Genomic DNA, 18,496 nt, shown 5'->3' with positions numbered 1-18,496 from the left:
GCCTTGGACGATGCAAAAAATGCTGCCTGGAAAACCATACCCTCTGGGCGCGCATTGGGACGGGCTTGGGGTAAATTTCGCGGTGTTTTCCGCGCATGCGCAGCGGATCGAATTATGCTTGTTCAACCCGGCCGGGCGCAGGGAGGTTCGGCGGATCGAGCTGCCGGACTGCACGGATGAGATTTTTCATGGCTACCTGCCGCAGGCGGGGCCAGGTTTGCTTTATGGCTATCGCGCCCATGGCCCCTACCAGCCGGAGGCGGGGCATCGCTTCAACCCGAACAAGCTTCTTCTCGATCCCTACGCAAAACGTCTTTCTGGCACTTTAACTTTTTCAGAATCGCTGTTTGGTTATAATGTTGGCTCGACGCGCGGCGACCTCTCCTTCGACCGGCGCGATTCCGCGAATTTCATGCCCAAGGCCGTGGTGGTCAACGAGACCTTTCCCTGGGGTCGTGACGCGCCGCCTCACCGGGCTTGGGAAGAGAGCGTGATCTATGAAGCGCATCTGCGCGGCTTCACCAAAACCCATCCTGACGTGGCCGAGAGCGAGCGTGGCAGTTTCGCCGGGTTGGGCAATCCGCGCGTTATCGAGCATCTGGTCAAACTTGGCATCACCGCCATCGAGCTGCTGCCGGTGCACGCCTATCTGCAGGATCATTTCTTGCAGCAGAAGGGTCTGCGCAATTATTGGGGCTATTCCACCCTCGCCTTCTTCGCGCCGGAGCCCGCCTACGTGGCCAACCCAGAGTCCGGTAGCCGGGAAATTCGCGAGACGGTGCGCAAGCTGCATGAGGCCGGGATCGAGATCATTCTCGACGTCGTTTATAACCATACCTGCGAAGGCAGCGAGATGGGGCCAACCCTCTCCTGGCGCGGGCTGGATAATCTCTCCTACTACCAGCCAGTGGCGGATAAGCCGCGCTATCTGGTGAATGACACGGGCTGCGGCAACACGCTGAATGTGGCGCATCCGCGGGTGCTGCAAATGGTGCTGGATTCGCTGCGCCATTGGGTGGAGGAATACCATGTCGACGGGTTCCGCTTTGATCTCGGCTCGACGCTGGGGCGCGAGAGCCATGGCTTTGATCCGCATGGCGGCTTCTTTGACGCCATCCGGCAGGACCCTGTGCTCTCCAGGGTGAAGCTGATTTCCGAACCCTGGGATATCGGCCCTGGCGGTTATCAGCTTGGCAATCATCCGCCGGGCTTTGCGGAGTGGAACGACCAGTATCGCGATACGCTGCGCCGCTATTGGCGCGGCGATGCCGGGCAGCGCGGGGCGCTTGCCGGCAAGCTGATGGGATCGAGTGAGATTTTCGAGCATCATCGCCGCAAAAGCTGGGCCAGTATCAATTATATCGCCTCACATGACGGGTTTACCGTGCATGACCTCGTCACCTACGCGGAGCGCCATAACGAGGCGAATAGCGAGGATAACAAGGACGGGCACGGCGAAAATTATTCCGCCAATTACGGCCATGAGGGCGAGACCGAGGATCAGGCAGTCAATGATACCCGTGCTGCGCTCAAGCGCGCCTTGCTGGGCTCGCTGTTTCTCTCCCACGGCACGCCGATGCTGCAGGCCGGCGATGAGATGGGCCGCACCCAGCAGGGCAATAACAACGCCTATTGCCAGGATAATGAAATCTCCTGGCTCGACTGGTCAAAAAAGGATGAGTGCCTGATCGCGTTTGCGAGCAAGGTGATCGCCCTGCGGACGGCGCATCCGAGCCTACTGCCAGGACATTTCATGCATGGGCGCAAGGAGATTTTGCCCGGTATTCAGGATGCGAGCTGGTTCGATGAATCCGGCAACATGCTGGATGAGGCGGCCTGGGCGGATGCGTCGGCGCAGATGTTCTCGCTGCGCCGCGCGGTGAGAAGCGATGAGCAGCTCGATATCACGCTGGCGATGTTCAATGCCGCCGCCGAGGCACGCGACTACACCCTGCCCGGCCCGGCCATGGGCTGGACATTGGTGCTGGATAGCGCCCGGCCGGATCTGGAGCCGGTGCGCGTGGAGGGCGACAAGGTGCATGTGGCGCCGCGTGCGGTGCTGCTGCTGGTTGCTGACGCGGCGTCATGAGCCTGATCCAATTCGGCGCGCGCCCGCTCAGCACAGTGCAAACCCGCTTCACCCTCTGGGCACCGCAGGCGCGCATGGTCGAGCTGATGCGCGATGGCGCAGCGCAGACCATGCAGCGTGGGGAGACCGGATTATGGACCATCGACGCCGACGCCCCCGCCGGCAGTGCCTACCAATATCGGATCGATGGCGAGACGCTGGTGCCCGACCCGGCCTCCCGTGCCCAGCAGCAGGATGTGCTTGGGCCGAGCCTGGTGGTGGATCTGACCTACGCCTGGCGGCACCCGGAATGGCACGGGCGGTCGCTCAGCGAGACTGTGATCTATGAGCTGCATGTCGGCGCGATGGGCGGGTTTGCCGGTGTCATCGCACATCTGCCACGTCTGGCCGCGTTGGGCGTCACCGCCATTCAACTGATGCCGGTGGCGGATTTTCCCGGACGCTGGAACTGGGGCTATGACGGCGTGCTGCCCTACGCGCCGGATGCGGCCTACGGCACCCCGGCTGAGCTGCAAGCGCTGGTGGATGCGGCGCATGGGCACGGGCTGCAGGCGTTTCTCGATGTCGTCTATAATCATTTCGGCCCGGACGGAAATTATCTGCACGGCTACGCCAGCGATTTCTTTCGCGCCGACCGCTCTACGCCCTGGGGCGATGCGATCGATTTCCGCCGCCGCGCGGTGCGGGATTTCTTCATCGGCAATGCGCTGCAATGGGTGTGCGATTACCGGTTCGACGGGCTGCGCTTCGATGCCGTGCACGCCATCGCCGATAAAGACTTTCTGCATGAGCTAGCCGGCGCCATCCGCAGCGCCACGCCAGGGCGGCATGTGCATCTGATCCTGGAAAATGAGGAGAATGATGCCAGCCTGATCGGCGGCGGGCCGAAGAACTTCGATGCGCAATGGGATGATGATTTTCACCATTGCCTGCATGTGCTGCTGACCGGCGAAAAGGATGCCTATTACGAGGATTTCCAGGATGCCGCGCGGCTGCTGGCGCGCTGCCTGGCGGAAGGCTTCGCCTACCAGGGCGAGCCCTCGCCCCATGCTGGCGGGGCGCCGCGCGGCAGTGACAGCACAAGCCTGCCCACCAGCGCCTTCGTGATCTGCCTGCAGAATCATGACCAGGTCGGCAACCGGGCGTTTGGCGAGCGGCTGCACGCGCTGGCGCATCCGGATGCGCTGCGCGCCGCGGTGGCGTTGCTGCTCTTCACCCCGCAGATCCCGATGCTATTCTTTGGCGAGGAGAGCGGCGAGACCACGCCCTTTCTGTTCTTCACCGACCATCACGATGAACTGCGCCAGGCGGTCACCGAAGGCAGGCGCAAGGAATTCGCGAAATTCCCGGCCTTTTCCGATCCCGAGGTGCGCGAGACCATCCCTGACCCGAACGATCCCGCCAGCTTCGAAGCCAGCCGTCCGCATTTTCCCGAGACCAGCTGGACCGCCCTCTATCAAAGCTGCCTGGCGCTGCGGGCGCGGGAGATCGCCCCGGGTCTGCAAGGCTGCCGCAGCCTGGGGGCGCAGGCGCTGGGCCGGCATGCGGTGCGTGCAAGCTGGCGGATGGACGATGGCAGCCTGCTCACCCTGGCGGCGAATTTCGGGCATGATGCGGTTGCCCTGCAAGCCGCGCCCGGCCGCCAGCTTTACGGCCCGCCAGTGACCGACGCCTTGCCCGCCTGCACCACCTGCCTGTGGCGGGGCGCGTGACGGCGCTGCACCGCGCCGCCGCCCAGGCCGGCATTGCCCGGCGCTGGCTGGATGCTGGGGGTGAGACGCAAATTGTCAGCGACGAGACGCTGCGCCTGGTGCTGGAGGCGCTGGGGGAAAGCCGGGCCGATCAGCCGCAGGCGCTTCACACCGCCTGGGTTGGCCAGGCGCTCCGCCTGCCAGGGCGGCCAGGCGCAGCGCGGGTGATTTACGAGGACGGCAGCACCCAGGCGCTGACAGCGCTGAAGGCGCCAGGCGGTATCGTGCTGCCGGGGCTGGAGCGGGCGGGCTATCATCGCATCGAGATCGGCGCGCGGACGCATGACATCGCGATCGCACCGGGCCGCGCGTACGGCTTGGCCCCAACGCAGGGGCGGCTCTGGGGGCTGGCCTTGCAGCTATATGCGCTGCGCCGGACGGATGATGGCGGCATCGGCGATTTCGCGGCCCTGGCAGCGCATGGGCGCGAGGCGGCGGCGCAAGGGGCGGATGCGATCGCGCTCAGCCCGGTGCATGCGTTGTTCGCGGGCGATGTCACGCGCTATGCGCCCTATGCGCCGTCCAGCCGCATCGCGCTGAATGTGCTGCATATCGCCCGCGATGCCATCGCCCCGCCGGATGAGCTGATCGACTGGCCGCGCGCCGCCGCGCGCAAGCTCGCCTTGCTGCGGCAGGATTTCGACCATGGCGTCGACGAGGCCGGACTGGCCGCCTATCGGGCACAGGCCGGGGCGGATCTGGAGCAGCATGCGCGGTATGAGGCGCTCAGCCTGCATCTGGGCAGCTGTGACTGGCGGCGTTGGCCGGAGGCGTATCGGCATCCGGACAATCCGGCGCTGGCGGATTTCTCTACCACCCATGCCAAGGAGATCGCCTTCCATGCCTGGGTGCAATGGCAGGCGGAGGCGGGGCTGGAGGCGGCCCAGCAGGCCTGCCGTGGTGCCGGGGCGCGGATCGGGCTGATCAGCGATCTGGCGGTGGGCACCAGTGCGGATGGCGCCCAGGCCTGGGGACGGCAGAGCGAGATGCTGAACGGGTTGGAAATCGGCGCGCCGCCGGACCTGTTCAACCAGGAGGGCCAGGGCTGGGGCATTACCGGTTTCTCGCCGCTGGGGCTGCGGCGCAGCGGGTTTTCCGGCTATCTCGCCATGCTGCGCCACGCGCTGCGCCATGCCGGCGGCGTACGCATCGACCATGTGATGGGGCTGAAGCGGCTCTGGGTGGTGCCGCTGGGGCGCTCGCCGCGCGAGGGCGCGTATCTGTCGATGCCCTTTCAAGATCTGCTGCGCCTGACCGTGCTGGAATCGACCCGCCATCGCGCCATCGTGCTGGGCGAGGATCTCGGCACGCTGCCGCGGGGGCTGCGGGCGGATCTGGCGCGCGCCGGGATTGCCGGGATGCGGGTGCTCTGGTTCGAGCGGCGTGGCAAGAGCTTCATTTCCCCGTCCCGCTGGTCGCCGGAGGCGGTGGCGATGACCACCACCCATGACCTGCCAACGGTGGCCGGCTGGTGGCAGAGCGAGGATATCGCCTGGCGGCAGCGCCTGGGGCGGGCCGGCGAGGATGAGGCGGCGCGGGGGGAATATCGCGCCGCCTTGTGGGCGGCGTTTCGTCGCTCCGGCGTCACCCGCGCGGCGCAGCCTAGCCCGCAGGAGGCCGGGCCGGTGACGTTGGCGGCGGCACGGCATCTCGGCAAATCCGCCTGCGCGCTGGCGCTGCTGCCGATCGAGGATGCGCTGAGCAGCCCGGATGCACCCAATTTGCCCGGCACCACCGATGAGCACCCCAACTGGCGCCGCCGCCTGCCCGCGGATGCGCCAAGCTTATTCGCCCGGGAGGATGTGAAGGCCCGGCTTTCCGCCCTCGATCAGGCCCGCAAGGAGGCAAAATGACCCTGCGCACCACGCCGCGCGCCACCGCCCGGCTGCAATTCCACAAGGATTTCACCCTCGATGACGCGGTGGCGCTGGTGGCGTACTATGCGGCCCTCGGCGTTTCGCATCTCTACGCCTCGCCGCTGCTGACCGCCCGCGCCGGCTCGATGCATGGCTATGACGTGATCGACCCGACCCGGATCAACCCGGAGCTGGGCGGCATGGAGGCGTTGGAGCGGCTGGTGGCGGCGCTGCGGGCACATGAGATGGGGCTGCTGCTGGATATCGTGCCCAACCATATGGCAGTGGGCGGGGCGGATAATCGCTGGTGGCAGGATGTGCTGGAGCATGGGCAACGCAGCGCCTACGCGAATTTCTTCGATATCGACTGGGATAATCCGGACCCGCTGCTGAACAGGCGGGTGCTGGCGCCGTATCTTGGCTTGCAATATGGCGAGGCGCTGCAATCCGGAGAGATCAAGCTGGCTCTGGCCCAATCGGGCGGGCTGGTGCTGCGCTATCATGAGCATGAATTGCCGCTCTCTCTGGCCAGCATCGCGCCATTGCTGCGCGGGCTTTCCGCCCCGCTGGCGCAGCATTTCGCCGAGGCGGCGCAGGCCGCAAATCCGGCCCAGGCCGGTGCGGCGGCCAAACAGGCGCTGCGGAACTTCGCCACGGCACAGAAGGAAGCGCTGGCGCCGCATCTGGCGGGGTTTTCCAGCCCCGGCCGGCTGCACCAGCTCTTGCGCCGGCAGCATTACCGGCTGGCCTGGTGGCGCACCGCCGCCGCCGAGATCAACTGGCGCCGTTTCTTCGACATTAACAGCCTGGCCGGGCTGCGGGTGGAACGCCCGGAGGTGTTTGACGCCACCCATGGGCTGATTCTGCAGCTTTATGCGCGCGGGCTGATCGACGGGGTGCGGGTGGACCATGTGGACGGGCTGGCAGCACCGGGCACCTATCTGCGCAAGCTGCGCCGGGCGATGGCGGCTGCGGGGGCACAGCGCCCTGCAAGCGCCGCGCAGGGCGCGCCTTATATCGTGGTGGAGAAAATCCTGGCCGCGGGCGAGACGATGCCGGCGCGCTGGCAGGCGGATGGCACCACCGGCTATGACTTCATGGATCAGGTCAGTGCCGTGCTGCACGACCCGTCCGGTGAGGCGGAGCTGACAGCGCTCTGGAGCCTGACCGGGCGCGGCGCGGATTTTATGCAAATCGAGGACCAGGCGCGCCGGCAGATTTTGCGCGACAGCCTGGCCGGAGAGCTGACGCGTCTGGCGGGGCTGCTCACCCGGCTGGCAAGGCAGGACCGCGCCACCACGGATTTCTCCTACTACGTGATCAAGCAAGGGCTGCAGGAGCTGCTGGCCGCCTTTCCGCTCTATCGCATCTATGCCGGCCCGGCCGGGGCGGATGCGGAGGATAGCCGCGCTTTCGACACGGCGATGACGCTGGCCGCGCAGCGCATCCGCCGCGCGGACCGGCAGGTGCTGGACCTGCTGCGCCACTGGCTGCTGGAGGCCCGGCCCTGCGCCCTGCCCGCCGGCCCGGCGCGCGCATTGCTGCTGCATACGCGCATCGCCTTTCAGCAACTCTCCTCCCCCACCGCGGCGAAAGCGGTGGAGGATACGGCGTTTTACCGGTTTGGGCGGCTGCTCTCACGCAATGAAGTCGGCTCCAGCCCTGGCCAGTTCAGCCTCAGCCCGGCCAGTTTCCACGCCCAGGCGGCCTGGCGCGGCGCCTTCACCCCCGGCGCGATGCTCGCCACCGCCACCCATGACCATAAGCGCGGCGAGGATACCCGCGCGCGCCTGGCCGTGCTCTCCGAAATCCCCGGCGAATGGGAGCTGGCGGCGACGCGCTGGATGCGGCTGAACGCGGCGATCCGTGAGCCGGTGGGGCCGGATGCGGCCGATGAGCTGATGCTCTACCAGATGCTGGTGGCGGGCTGGCCGCTGGGGCTGGAGGCGCAGCATCAGGCCGGGATCGAGGCCTATGGCGCGCGGGTGGCGGCCTGGCAGCAGAAATCCCTGCGCGAGGCCAAGCTGCATTCGGAATGGGCGGCGCCGAATGAGGAGTATGAAGCGGCCTGCGAGCGCTTCCTGATGGCCTGCCTGGATGCCAGGCGGCCGATGCTCTACGAGCTGATCGCCTTCGCCAACCGCATCGCCGCCGCCGGGGCGATCAACGGGCTGACGCAGACGCTGCTGCGCCTGACCGTGCCGGGGGTGCCGGATCTCTATCAGGGTACGGAATTCTGGGACCAAAGTTTTGTCGATCCGGATAATCGCCGGCCGGTTGATTTCACCGCGCGCATGTCCGGACTGCGGCAAGGGCCAGAGGATCTCACCGCCTGGCGGGATGGGCGGGTGAAGCAGAGCCTGATCGCCCGCGCCCTCGCCGCCCGCCGCGAGATGCAGGGTCTGTTCGCCCATGGCAGCTACGAGGCGCTGGAGGCGGACGGCGATATGGCGGGGCATCTCATCGCCTTCCGCCGGGCGGATTTGCAGCATGAGGTGCTCACCCTCGCCACCCGGCTGGCGGGGGGCTTCATGGTGCAGATTCCGCTGCTGCCGCCTTATGTCTGGGGCACCACCAGCCTCGCGGTGCCGTCCGGGCGCTGGCGCGATGAGCTGACCGGCACCGCGTATGAAAGCCCCGGTACGCTGCTGTTGCGCGAACTGCTGGCCAAGCTGCCGGTGGCGCTGCTGCGGCGGGTTTGACATCGCGCGGCGCACTCGATCTCGCTTCTGCGGATCGACGGCGCTAAAGCATGATCTGTTGCGGTGGACGTGACAGCGTTAAATCATGAATTGAAATTGTTTGTAGAAAACAGTGCATCAAGCTTGATGCTCTGTTTCCTCAGGTCGCCGCTTGGTGGCAAAAAAACGGGGCCTCGCGGCCCCGTTTTTGGTTATTTGCGCATCAACCAGCCGGCGAGGAAGGAGACGCCGGCGACAGCCGCCAGTGCGGCCAGGGGCTTGTCCTTCACATTCTCGATCACATCATCGACCGTGGCGCCGAAGCTGCGCTGGGCTTGCCCGGCGGCCTGGTTCCACTTGCCCTCGGCCTGGGTCTTGGCATCGCCGGTCAGGCCGCCCAGCGCATCCTGCACCCGGCCACCAAACTCGCGCGCCGCACCTTTGATTTCGTTTTCGTCCATCACATAAACCTCCTTGGTCTAGCTTGCATGTAGGCGGCGGGAGGCGGCGGCCAATGACGGGAAGATTAAGAGTTTGAAGTGCGCCCCGGCGTATGGCTGTGGCTGTGCGCGCCATGCTCATGCGCCGGGGCGGGGATGAGGTGTAGATGCGCGTGGCGCACCCCGCGCTGGGCGGTCAGCGCATCGGCATGGCGCTGCAGCGCCCGCGCCGGGCCACGCAAAATCGCCACCTCCAGGCACTCATCATGGCCGAAATGCACATGGGTGGTGGCGACGCTGAGATCATGCTGATGGTGCTGCGCCTCCACCAGGCGTTGCGGCAGGTCGCGCTGGGTGTGGTCGTAAACATAGGTCAGGGTGGCGATGCAGGGTGTGGCGCCATCGCGCAGATGGTCCTGGCGCGCCGCCTCGCGCAGCATCTCCCGCACCGCCTCCGAGCGGCTGGCATAGCCGCGCAGCGTCGCCAGCGCGTCCAGCTGGGCGAGAAGCTCGTCATCGATGGTGATGGTGACCCGTTCCATGTGCGGAGTGTGCGGCGAATGCGGGAGCGGTGCAATCTGCGTCAAAAAGCGTATGACAGAATTTTATTTTCCTCATACGCTTGAGGAGACAGGCGATGGAGGCGGAGCTTATGCTGGGCGCGTTGAGGCAAGCAATGGCGGGCGGCGCCGGCAGGCGCGGGGTGCTGATGCTGCTGGGTCTAGCGCTTGCCAATGCGCTGCTCTGGGGCGGGGCACTCAGCCTGTTGCGGCATTATCCGTTGCTGCTGGGCACCGCGCTGCTGGCCTACGGCTTCGGGCTGCGCCATGCGGTGGACGCTGACCATATCGCCGCCATCGACAATGTCACCCGCAAGTTGATGCAGCAGGGGCAGCGCCCGGTTGGGGTGGGGCTGGCCTTTTCGCTCGGCCATTCCACCGTCGTCGTCGCGCTTTCCGCCGCCGTGGCGCTGAGCGCGGCGGCGCTCCAGGGGCGGTTTCACGCGCTCTCCAGCTGGGGCGGTCTGTTCGGCACGCTGGTCTCCGGCCTGTTCCTGCTCGGCATGGCGGCACTCAATCTCAGCATTCTGCGCGGGTTGTTCAAAAGCTTCCGGCGGGTGCGCAAGGGGGGCGCCTACCGGGAGGAGGAGCTGGAACTGCTGCTGGCCCGGCGCGGGGTTTTCGCCCGGCTGTTCCGGGGCCTGTTCGGCATGGTCACGCAGAGCTGGCAGATGTATCCGATCGGCCTGCTGTTCGGATTGGGCTTTGATACCGCGACCGAGGTGGGGCTGCTTGGCATTTCCGCCGCCGCCGCCAGCAAGGGACTGCCGATCTGGACGATCATGATCTTCCCGGCGCTGTTCACCGCCGGCATGGCGCTGATCGACACGGCGGATTCCATCCTGATGCTGGGCGCCTATGGCTGGGCCTTCATGAAGCCGATGCGCAAGCTGTTCTACAACATGACCATCACGGCGGTCTCGGTGCTGGTGGCGGTGGGGATCGGCGGGATCGAGCTGCTGGGGATGGTCCAGGGCGCCTTCGTGCTCACCGGGCGGTTCTGGGACCAGGTGTCCTGGCTGAATGGTGATGCTGTCTTCGGGCTGCTCGGCTACGGCATCGTGGCGGTGTTTTTGCTGGCATGGCTGGCATCGGTCGCGATCTACAAGTTCAAACGCTATGACGAGCTGGAGATCGCGCCGGGCGACTAGAGCAATATGTGTTTATCTTGACGCGCCAGCGTCAAGATAAACACATGAGATTGCTCGCTCAAACAAAACCTAGCGCCCTTTCATTCGCCGCCGGCCGCGCCACATTCAAACCTGCAGCATGAGGGGGAGCGGATGCAGGCGCGCACGCGACACAGGCGGGGGCTGTCCCTCGCCATCCTGATCCTCGCCGGATGCGTGAATTATCTGGACCGTTCGGCGCTTTCCATCGGCAATCCGCGGATCCGCCAGGAGCTGCATCTCTCCTACGCCCAGATGGGGCTGTTGCTGGCGGTCTTCGCCTGGGCCTATGGGCTGGCGCAACTGCCGGCCGGGGCGGCGATCGGCCGGTTCGGGGCACGCAAAGTGCTCAGCGCCGGGCTCGTCCTATGGTCGGCGGCACAGATCAGCGCGGGGTTCGTTACCGGGCTGGGGTCGTTTCTGGCCGCGCGCGTCGCGTTGGGGCTGGGGGAATCGCCGATGTATATTGGCGGCACCCGGGTCTGCGCGGATTGGTACCGGGTGAGCGAGCGGGCCTTGCCGATTTCGCTGTTCAACGCCTCCTCCGCCTTTGCCCCGGCGCTGGCACCGCCGCTGCTCACGCTGCTGATGCTGGCCTGCGGCTGGCGCGGCATGTTCGTGGTCGCCGGGCTTGCAGGCCTGGCGGTGGCGCTGGGCTGGGTGCTGTATTACCGCGATCCGGCCCAGGCGGGGCTGGCGCCGGATGATCTCGCGCAGATCGCGCCGGAGGATGCAAGCGAGGCCGCCGGGCTGGGCTGGGTGCTGCGCCAGCCGACCAGCTGGGCGCTGTTTTTCGGGTTCTTCGGGATCATCTATGTCTCCTGGCTCTATGCCACCTGGCTGCCCGGCTATCTGGAGACGGCGCGGCATCTCTCCATCCGCCAGGCCGGGTTTTTATCGAGCTTGCCGTTGCTGGCGGGGTTTGCCGGGGCGGTGCTGGCGGGGTTTCTGGCGCGCGGGCTCGGCCGGCTTGGCTGCAGTCCGGCCTGGGCCTGCCTGGCGCCGGTGATCGCCGGCATGGCGCTGGCCGGGGCCTGCACGCTGGCCGCCGCGTTGGTCTCCGGGCTGGGGGCGGCGATCGCGCTGATCGCGGCGGGGCTGTTCGGCGCCAATCTGGCCTCCAGCTGCGGCTGGGCCCTGGCGGCGATCATCGCGCCGAACAAGGCGGTGGCGACGTTGGAGGCGGTGCAGAATGTCGGCGCCTCGATGGGTGGGGCGCTGGCACCGCTGGTGACCGGGCTGGTGGTGCAGGTCACCGGCTCATTCACCCCGGCCTTTCTGCTGGCGGCGCTCATTGCGCTTGCCAGCGCCGCGATCTATGCGCTCGGCGCCCGGCGGCAGCTGGTTTGACCACGCATCGCCCGCCCTATAGCGATCTGGCCAGACGCAGCCCGGTGAATTGCCAGCGCGCCTCGGTGGGGAAGAAATTCCGGTAGCTGACGCGGGCATGGCCCGGCGGCGTGGCCAGCGAGCTGCCGCGCAGCACATATTGGTTGACCATGAACTTGCCATTATACTCGCCCACCGCCCCGGCCGCCGCCTGGAAGCCCGGATAGGGCGCGTAGGCGCTGCTGGTCCATTGCCAGGCGGCACCGAAAAGCTGCGGCAGGTCCGGCCGATGCCGTGCCGCTGTCTCCCATTCGGCTTCGGTGGGCAAGCGGGCGCCGGCCCATTGCGCATAGGCAGCCGCCTCGAAATAGGAAAGATGCAGCACGGGCGCATCAGGTTGCAAAGCCTCCAACCCGCGCAGGCCGAAGGCGCGCCAACCTTCCGCGCCGGGGCGCCAGTAGAAAGGATGGCTCAGCCCGTTGGCCCGCACAAAATCCCAACCGGCGGAAAGCCAGAGCCCCGGCTGGGTGTAGCCGCCATCCTCGATGAAGCGCAGATATTCGCCATTGGTCACCAGCCGGTCGGCCAAGGCGAAGGGTTCCAGAAAGACGCGATGGCGCGGCAGCTCGTTATCGAAACAGAACCCGCCTTCCTGATGGCCGATCCGCACCAGACTTTCCGGGAACGCCACCCATTCCATCGCGCCGGGCGCCATAGCGGGCTGCGGCGCCTCGTCGTCATAGACCGGGTAGAGTGGGTTCTGCGCCAGCAGATGCAGGCAATCGGTCAGGATCAGCTCCTGATGCTGCTGCTCATGCTGCAGGCCAAGCTCCACCAGAGAGGCAGCTTCCGCCCCCAGCCCGGCCGCGAACAGCCGGGACATTCGCTCCTCCACATTCGCCCGATAGGCCAGAACCCGTGCCAGGCCCGGCCGGGTGAGCAGGCCGCGCTGCGCCCGCGCGAATTTCTCACCGACGCCGTTATAGTAAGAATTGAACAGCACCCTGAAGGCCGGATCGAACGCGGTGAAGCCCGGCTCATGCGCCTCCAGGATGAAGGTTTCGAAGAACCAGCTGGTATGGGCGAGATGCCATTTCACCGGGCTGGCATCGGGCATGGATTGCGCCGCGCAATCCTCTTCCGACAAGGGCGCGGCCAAAGTGCGGCTATGCGCGCGCACCGCCGCGAAGCGCGCCGCCAGGGCGCTGGCGCTTGGCGCTTCAGCCCGCGCGCGCATGGCAGACCAGATAGGCATCATCAGGGTCGCTCCAGCAGGCGATGTCGCTGAAGCCGGCGCTGTGCAGCATCTCCTCGATCCCGGTGCAGGTGAATTTGTAGCAATTTTCGGTATGGATGGTCTCGCCGGCGGCGAAATCCCGGCCACCGCCGGGCCAGCTGACATGGCAGGCGGTGGCGGCCTGCAAATGCATTTCCACGCGGCTATGGTCAGCATTGAATACGGCCTTGTGGCGCCATGAAGCCAGATCGAAATCGCTGCCGAGCAGATGATTGGTCTGGCGCAGCACGTTGCGGTTGAAGGCGGCGGTGACCCCCAGCGCATCGTCATAAGCCGCTTCCAGCATTGCGGCGGGCTTCACCAGATCGAGCCCGATCAGCAGATCACCGCCGGCGGCGCGCAACGTTTCCAGAAACAGCCGCGCCTGCACCGGCGAGAAATTGCCGAGCGAGGAGCCGGGATAGAAGAACAGCTTGTTGGGCAGCGCCTGCACTGCGGCGGGCAAAGCGAAACGCTCCGAAAAATCCAACGCGACCGGGTGGATCTCCAGATCCGGATAGGCCTGCGCCAGTGTCTTCACCGCCTCGCTCAAAAACGCCGTGGAAATATCCACCGGCACGTAATGCCGCACCCGCAGCCGGGCGAGCAGCTTGAACGCCTTGGCGCAATTGCCGGCGCCGAGATCGATCAGCGCCACATCCGCCCCGGCCCGCTGGGCGATGGCGGCGAGGTTCTGGCTTAATATCCGCGCTTCGGTGCGGGTGAGGTAATATTCATCGAGTTCGCAAATCGCCTCGAAGAGTTTCGAGCCCTGGGTGTCGTAGAAATATTTCGGCGGCAGAGTGGCAATTTGACGGGATAGACAAGATGCCAATTCATGCCTGGCGTGCGCCGCATTGATTGCGATCTGGTCGCCCAGTTCGCGCCTCGGGGGTGTGGCTTGTTGCAACGTCGCCGCCCTTTCAAAGATAGCTCCGCGCCACCACTTGGGCAGCCCGCTGCCGCCCCGCAAGAGGAAAGCGTCTGCCACGTGCTACAACGCGGCAATGCGGGGGTCATGAACATGGCGGCAGAAACCCCGGTGGCGTGGATGCCCCGGCTCAGCCGTGGCGGCTGCCGCCACGGCCACGGGCCTGTTTGGTCAGGCCGCGCCCGTTATCGACGCGCTCGGCCAGCCAGTCGCGGATGATCTGCGCCAGCGCGTCCTCCTCCACCTTACCGGCGGCCTCCTGGGCGGGAAACCAGACCCGCCGGCAATGGGGTTTTTCCGGCCAGGTGGCGGCCTCGTTGGAGACCAAAAGCGGAAAGATCTCCACCTCCGCACTCTGCTCGCCTCCCTCCGGCAGGCGCCAGGCCGAGGCATAGGGGCCGAGCGCTTTGCGCGACATCGCCCCCCGCACCCCGGCCTGCTGAAACGCCTCGATTTCAGCGGTGCGGTGCGGGTGGCGCGCATCGCTGGGCGCCCCCTTGGGAATGCTCCAGCCGCGCGTCGCCCGGCTGTTGATCAGCAGGATCTCCAGCCCGTGCCGGCCAAGGCGATAAGGCAGGGCGGCAACGAGCGGCAGAGCGGGAGGATCGAGATTCACCATGCCCCGGTTTGGCCAATCGGCGGCGCGATGTCCAGGCTCTTAAGCGCCCCCGCAGGATCTCATGCCGAAAACAACGCCGCATAACGCTCCGGCTTGAACCCGACGATAATCTCGCTCTCACGCACAAGCACGGGACGCTTGATCATCGAAGGCTGCGCCTGCATCAGCGCCAGCGCCTTGGCTTGAGTCAGATCCGCGCGCGTTTCATCAGGGAGTTTGCGAAAGGTGGTGCCGGCGCGGTTGAGCAGCAGCTCCCAGCCGATTTTATCCGCCCAGATGGCCAGTAGCGTCGGCTCAATGCCCGCCTGCTTGTAATCGTGAAACACATAATCGATGCCATACGAATCCAACCAGGACCTGGCCTTTTTCATCGTGTCGCAGGCTTTGATGCCATAGAGTGTCGGTTTGCTCATCATCGCCCTCATCCTCCGCTTCGATGCCATTATACATGACCGGGTCTCCGATAAAATTCCGCGGCGCAGCAAAAAACAAGCTGAAAAAATCTCTTTACACCTGCCGGGCTTGTCAATATTAAACGTTTAACCTGCGAAGATCAGGCGGCCAAGCCACGTTGAAGCAATACGTCAAAACAAGCGGCGCGAAATGCCGCAGGGGGAAATGATGAACCGTTCGATACGCCATATTCTGGCGGGGGCCGCGTCCATTTGCGCGCTCACCTTCGCCACCACAGCACTCAGCCACGCCCAGACCGCGAAGCCGCGGATCGCCATCGTGGTGCGCGATTTCAACAATCCCTATTGGCGGGCGCTGCGCGATGGCGCCGTAGCCGAGGGCAAGAAGCTGGGCGTGCCGGTGAGCGTGCAGGCCGGCGCCAGCGAGACCGACGCGGTCGGCGAGAACGCCAAGATCTCGACCATGGCGAATGAGAATTTCAGCTGTTTCGGGGTGGTGCCGGTGAATGGCACCAATGTCATCACACCGCTGATCCCGATTTCACAGAAGAACATCCCGATCATCAATCTCGATACCGGGCTGGATCCTGACGCGGTGAAGGCGGCGGGGCTGAAGATCACCAGCTTCATCGGCTCGGACAACACCAATGCTGGCGAGCTCGCCGCCAATTATATGCTGGGGCTGCTCGGCGATCATGGCGATGTCGCGATTTTGGAGGGCATTCCGGGCGAGCATAACGGCATTCTGCGCGAGGGCGCGTTTCGCAAAACCACTGCCGGCAAGCTGAACATCGTCCAGGCCGAGGCGGCGGATTACGAGCGCGACCGGGCAATGACCGAGACCGAGGCGATGCTGCGCGTGCACCCCACGCTGGCCGGCATTTTCGCCGCCAATGACGAGATGGGGCTGGGCGCCGCCCAGGCCATCGCCAATGCCGGCAAGTCCGGGCAGATCAAGGTCGTCTCCATCGATGGGGTGAAGGAAGCGCTGCAGGCCGTGCAGTCCGGCAAACTTTCAGGCTCCGTCTCGCAATATCCTTATGCCGAGGGCGAGATGGCGGTGCAGGCTTGCGATGCGCTCTCCCAGGGCAAAGCCGTGCCCGCCCAGATCACCGCGCCGATTAAACTGATCACGCCGAAGAATGCCGACGCCGCGCTGAAATCCTTCCCGCGGCCGTTCTTCAGCTTCACCGACCCCTTCGGCGCGCCGTGAGCGAAGCCGTGGCCAGGCCGGGCGGGATCGCGCTGAAGCTGCGCGATCCCGGTTTTTGGGGCGATAATGCCGCGCTGATCGGGCTGATCGTGATCGGCGCGGCCTTTTCGGTGCTCACCCCTTATTTCCTCACCTGGGCGAATATCAGCGATCTGCTGGTCTCCGCCTCGATCCTGCTGGTGCTGGCCACGGCGCAGCAATTCGCCATCGTCACCGGCGGCATTGACCTCTCCATCGCCGGCAATCTGCCCTGGGCGGCGGTGATCTTCGGGCTCGCCTATAATGGCGGGTTCGGCATCGCGCTCTCGGCGCTGGCCGCGATTGTCGCGGGCACGCTGGTCGGGCTGGTGAATGGCCTGGTCATCGCCAAGCTGAAAGTGAATGATTTCATCGCCACGTTGGGCATGCTGGGGGTGATGAACGGGCTGGCGCTGATCGTCAGTTCCGGCCAGTCCTTCAGCGTCACCAGCCCGTTCCTGCAGGCGCTCGCGCTGGGCTCGATCGGGCCGGTGCGGTATTTCTATCTAATCGCCCTGCTCATCGCCGCCGGCGCGCATCTGCTCTTCACCCATACCGCCTTCGGCACGCATGTGCTGGCCACCGGCGGCAACCGGGAGGCGGCGCGCAATATGGGCATTCCGGTCAACCGCATGCGCATCGCCGTGTATGTGATCGACGGCGCGCTGGTCGGGCTGGCCGCCATCCTGCTGGTGGCGCGCACCGGCGGCTCGGACCCGTCGCTGCAAACCTCGCAGCTGCTCACCTCGATTGCCGCGGTGGTGCTGGGTGGCAGCTCGCTGTTTGGCGGGCGGGCGGCGATTTTGGGCACCGTGGCCGGGGCGCTGGTGCTCACGACCTTGCTCAACGGCTTCACGCTGTTGCAGATTTCGGAATTCTATCAACCCATCGCGGTCGGCATCGTCGTCATCGCCGCCGCCATTCTCAGCAGGTTGCAACGATGAGCCCGGTTCTGGAGGTGAAGGATCTGCGCAAGCAATTCGGCGCGGTGGAGGCACTGCGCGGCGCCGCGCTGTGCTGCCCGGCCGGGGAAGTGACGGCGCTGGTCGGCGATAATGGCGCGGGCAAATCCACGCTGATCCGCTGCATCACCGGCGTGCATCCGCCCGATGGCGGCAGCATCAGCTTTCGTGGCGAGGCAGTGCGCTTTAGCGCCCCCACCGAGGCCCGGGCCAGGGGCATCGAGACGGTCTATCAGGATCTCGCTTTGATCGAGGATCTCGCCGTCTGGCAGAATATGTTCCTGAACCGGGAACTGACCGGCGGCTTCGGCCCGCTACGCTGGCTGCAGCGGCGCCGGATGATCGAGGAAACCCAGGCGCGGCTGGGACGGCTGCTGGTGAACATGCCGCCGGTGCGCGCCAAGGTGCGCCGGCTCTCCGGCGGGCAGCGCCAATCCATCGCCATCGGCCGCGCCGCCTCCTGGGGCTCGGCGCTGGTGATCATGGATGAGCCGACGGCGGCGCTGGGCCTGCGTGAGCGCGGGGCGGTGGAAACGCTGATCGGCAATCTGCGCCATGAGGGCATCGCGCAGCTGATCATCAGCCATGATCTGGAGCAGGTGATGCGGATTTCCGACAGCATCTGGGTGATGCGCGGCGGCCGCACCATCGCGCAGTGGCGCACCAAGGAGGTCGACCGCACGCAGGTGGTCGCCGCCATCGCCGGCGGCGCCGCTTAAGCACGATGGCCCGCCGCCCCGGCCCGTCCCTGCACGATGTCGCCCGCCGCGCGGGGGTTTCCACCGCGACCGTGTCCTTCGTGCTGAATGACAGCAAGCCGGTGGCGGCGGAGACCCGCCAGCGCGTGGAGGAGGCGATCAGCGCGCTGAATTACCGGCGCAGCCTCTCGGCGCGGGCACTGCGCACCGGGCGGCACCATGCGGTGGGGCTGCTGCTGCCGGATCTGATCAACCCGTTCTTCCCGGCGCTGGCGCAGGCGGTGACGCAGGCCGCCTGGCAGCGCGGCCATGCCTTGATTTTGGCCAGTGCCGGCATCGACCATGAGGCGGAGAGCGAGGCGCTGGCGGCGCTGGCGGAGCGGGCGGATGGCATCATCTGGATTCCAGGCTCCACCCGCATCGCCACCCGGCCCAACCTGCCTATGGTGGTGCTTGACCGGCCAGATGCCAGCCTCGCCGCCTATGACAGC

At 66.0% G+C, this 18,496-nt stretch carries 16 protein-coding genes; 10 read left to right on the top strand and 6 right to left on the bottom strand.

Annotated features, from left to right (window positions below):
* Positions 1 to 19 precede the first annotated feature (19 nt).
* Genes glgX through treY form a run of 4 tightly spaced genes read left to right on the top strand, consistent with a single transcriptional unit; the run spans position 20 to position 8,398 of the window.
* Positions 20 to 2,089 carry a glycogen debranching protein GlgX gene (gene glgX / locus MXAZACID_RS11900; protein ID WP_008494620.1) on the top strand — a complete coding sequence of 690 codons (2,070 nt, stop codon included), beginning with the start codon at positions 20 to 22 and terminating at the stop codon, positions 2,087 to 2,089.
* Complete coding sequence (gene treZ, locus MXAZACID_RS11895) at positions 2,086 to 3,801, top strand: malto-oligosyltrehalose trehalohydrolase (RefSeq protein ID WP_008494619.1); 1,716 nt, start codon at positions 2,086 to 2,088, stop codon at positions 3,799 to 3,801. Before glgX ends, treZ begins: the two co-directional genes overlap by 4 nt.
* Entirely contained in the window at positions 3,798 to 5,693 is a 1,896-nt protein-coding gene (gene malQ / locus MXAZACID_RS11890; protein ID WP_240376627.1) for a 4-alpha-glucanotransferase, read from the top strand. Before treZ ends, malQ begins: the two co-directional genes overlap by 4 nt.
* Positions 5,690 to 8,398: a malto-oligosyltrehalose synthase gene (gene treY, locus MXAZACID_RS11885; protein WP_008494616.1), complete on the top strand. Its 2,709-nt coding sequence runs from the start codon at positions 5,690 to 5,692 to the stop codon at positions 8,396 to 8,398. The genes malQ and treY overlap by 4 nt, the downstream gene beginning before the upstream one ends.
* Positions 8,399 to 8,589: 191 nt before the next feature.
* Here the strand turns inward: treY and MXAZACID_RS11880 are convergent, their stop codons facing one another.
* Both MXAZACID_RS11880 and nikR read right to left on the bottom strand, forming a co-directional pair.
* The gene (locus MXAZACID_RS11880; RefSeq protein WP_008494615.1) at positions 8,590 to 8,838 is read right to left on the bottom strand and encodes a CsbD family protein; all 249 of its coding nucleotides are present in this window, start codon (positions 8,836 to 8,838) and stop codon (positions 8,590 to 8,592) included.
* 65 nt (positions 8,839 to 8,903) lie between these two features.
* A complete protein-coding gene (gene nikR, locus MXAZACID_RS11875) occupies positions 8,904 to 9,359 on the bottom strand; it encodes a nickel-responsive transcriptional regulator NikR (RefSeq protein WP_008494614.1) in 456 nt (151 codons plus the stop codon).
* A 95-nt stretch (positions 9,360 to 9,454) separates the two neighbouring features.
* Between nikR and MXAZACID_RS11870 the strand changes: the two genes are divergently transcribed.
* Both MXAZACID_RS11870 and MXAZACID_RS11865 read left to right on the top strand, forming a co-directional pair.
* Positions 9,455 to 10,528 carry a HoxN/HupN/NixA family nickel/cobalt transporter gene (locus MXAZACID_RS11870; RefSeq protein ID WP_008494613.1) on the top strand — a complete coding sequence of 358 codons (1,074 nt, stop codon included), beginning with the start codon at positions 9,455 to 9,457 and terminating at the stop codon, positions 10,526 to 10,528.
* A 132-nt stretch (positions 10,529 to 10,660) separates the two neighbouring features.
* Entirely contained in the window at positions 10,661 to 11,896 is a 1,236-nt protein-coding gene (locus MXAZACID_RS11865; RefSeq protein WP_008494612.1) for an MFS transporter, read from the top strand.
* A 16-nt stretch (positions 11,897 to 11,912) separates the two neighbouring features.
* Here MXAZACID_RS11865 and egtB read toward each other — a convergent pair whose 3' ends face one another.
* From egtB to MXAZACID_RS11845, 4 genes are all read right to left on the bottom strand, one after another.
* Entirely contained in the window at positions 11,913 to 13,112 is a 1,200-nt protein-coding gene (gene egtB / locus MXAZACID_RS11860) for an ergothioneine biosynthesis protein EgtB (protein ID WP_008494611.1), read from the bottom strand.
* Complete coding sequence (egtD, locus tag MXAZACID_RS11855; protein WP_205619796.1) at positions 13,096 to 13,986, bottom strand: L-histidine N(alpha)-methyltransferase; 891 nt, start codon at positions 13,984 to 13,986, stop codon at positions 13,096 to 13,098. The genes egtB and egtD overlap by 17 nt, the downstream gene beginning before the upstream one ends.
* A 226-nt stretch (positions 13,987 to 14,212) precedes the next feature.
* Entirely contained in the window at positions 14,213 to 14,701 is a 489-nt protein-coding gene (locus MXAZACID_RS11850) for an NUDIX hydrolase (RefSeq protein WP_008494609.1), read from the bottom strand.
* A gap of 59 nt (positions 14,702 to 14,760) precedes the next feature.
* Entirely contained in the window at positions 14,761 to 15,117 is a 357-nt protein-coding gene (locus tag MXAZACID_RS11845) for an ArsC family reductase (protein ID WP_008494608.1), read from the bottom strand.
* 205 nt (positions 15,118 to 15,322) lie between these two features.
* Here MXAZACID_RS11845 and MXAZACID_RS11840 point away from each other — a divergent pair, with 205 nt between their 5' ends.
* The 4 genes from MXAZACID_RS11840 to MXAZACID_RS11825 all read left to right on the top strand — a co-directional run.
* Positions 15,323 to 16,327, top strand: coding sequence for a substrate-binding domain-containing protein (locus MXAZACID_RS11840; protein WP_144052756.1), 1,005 nt, complete (start codon positions 15,323 to 15,325; stop codon positions 16,325 to 16,327).
* A complete protein-coding gene (locus tag MXAZACID_RS11835; protein WP_008494605.1) occupies positions 16,324 to 17,289 on the top strand; it encodes an ABC transporter permease in 966 nt (321 codons plus the stop codon). The genes MXAZACID_RS11840 and MXAZACID_RS11835 overlap by 4 nt, the downstream gene beginning before the upstream one ends.
* Complete coding sequence (locus tag MXAZACID_RS11830) at positions 17,286 to 18,026, top strand: ATP-binding cassette domain-containing protein (RefSeq protein WP_008494604.1); 741 nt, start codon at positions 17,286 to 17,288, stop codon at positions 18,024 to 18,026. The genes MXAZACID_RS11835 and MXAZACID_RS11830 overlap by 4 nt, the downstream gene beginning before the upstream one ends.
* Positions 18,027 to 18,031: 5 nt before the next feature.
* Positions 18,032 to 18,496: LacI family DNA-binding transcriptional regulator (locus MXAZACID_RS11825; RefSeq protein ID WP_008494603.1), on the top strand; the 465-nt coding region annotated here is incomplete at its 3' end.

Origin of the sequence: Acidocella sp. MX-AZ02 (assembly GCF_000306035.1) — a bacterium.
In the GTDB taxonomy this organism is placed as follows: domain Bacteria; phylum Pseudomonadota; class Alphaproteobacteria; order Acetobacterales; family Acetobacteraceae; genus Acidocella; species Acidocella facilis.
The sequence above is the reverse complement of the archived record's forward strand: the minus strand, read 5'-3'. Positions and strand labels throughout refer to the sequence as shown.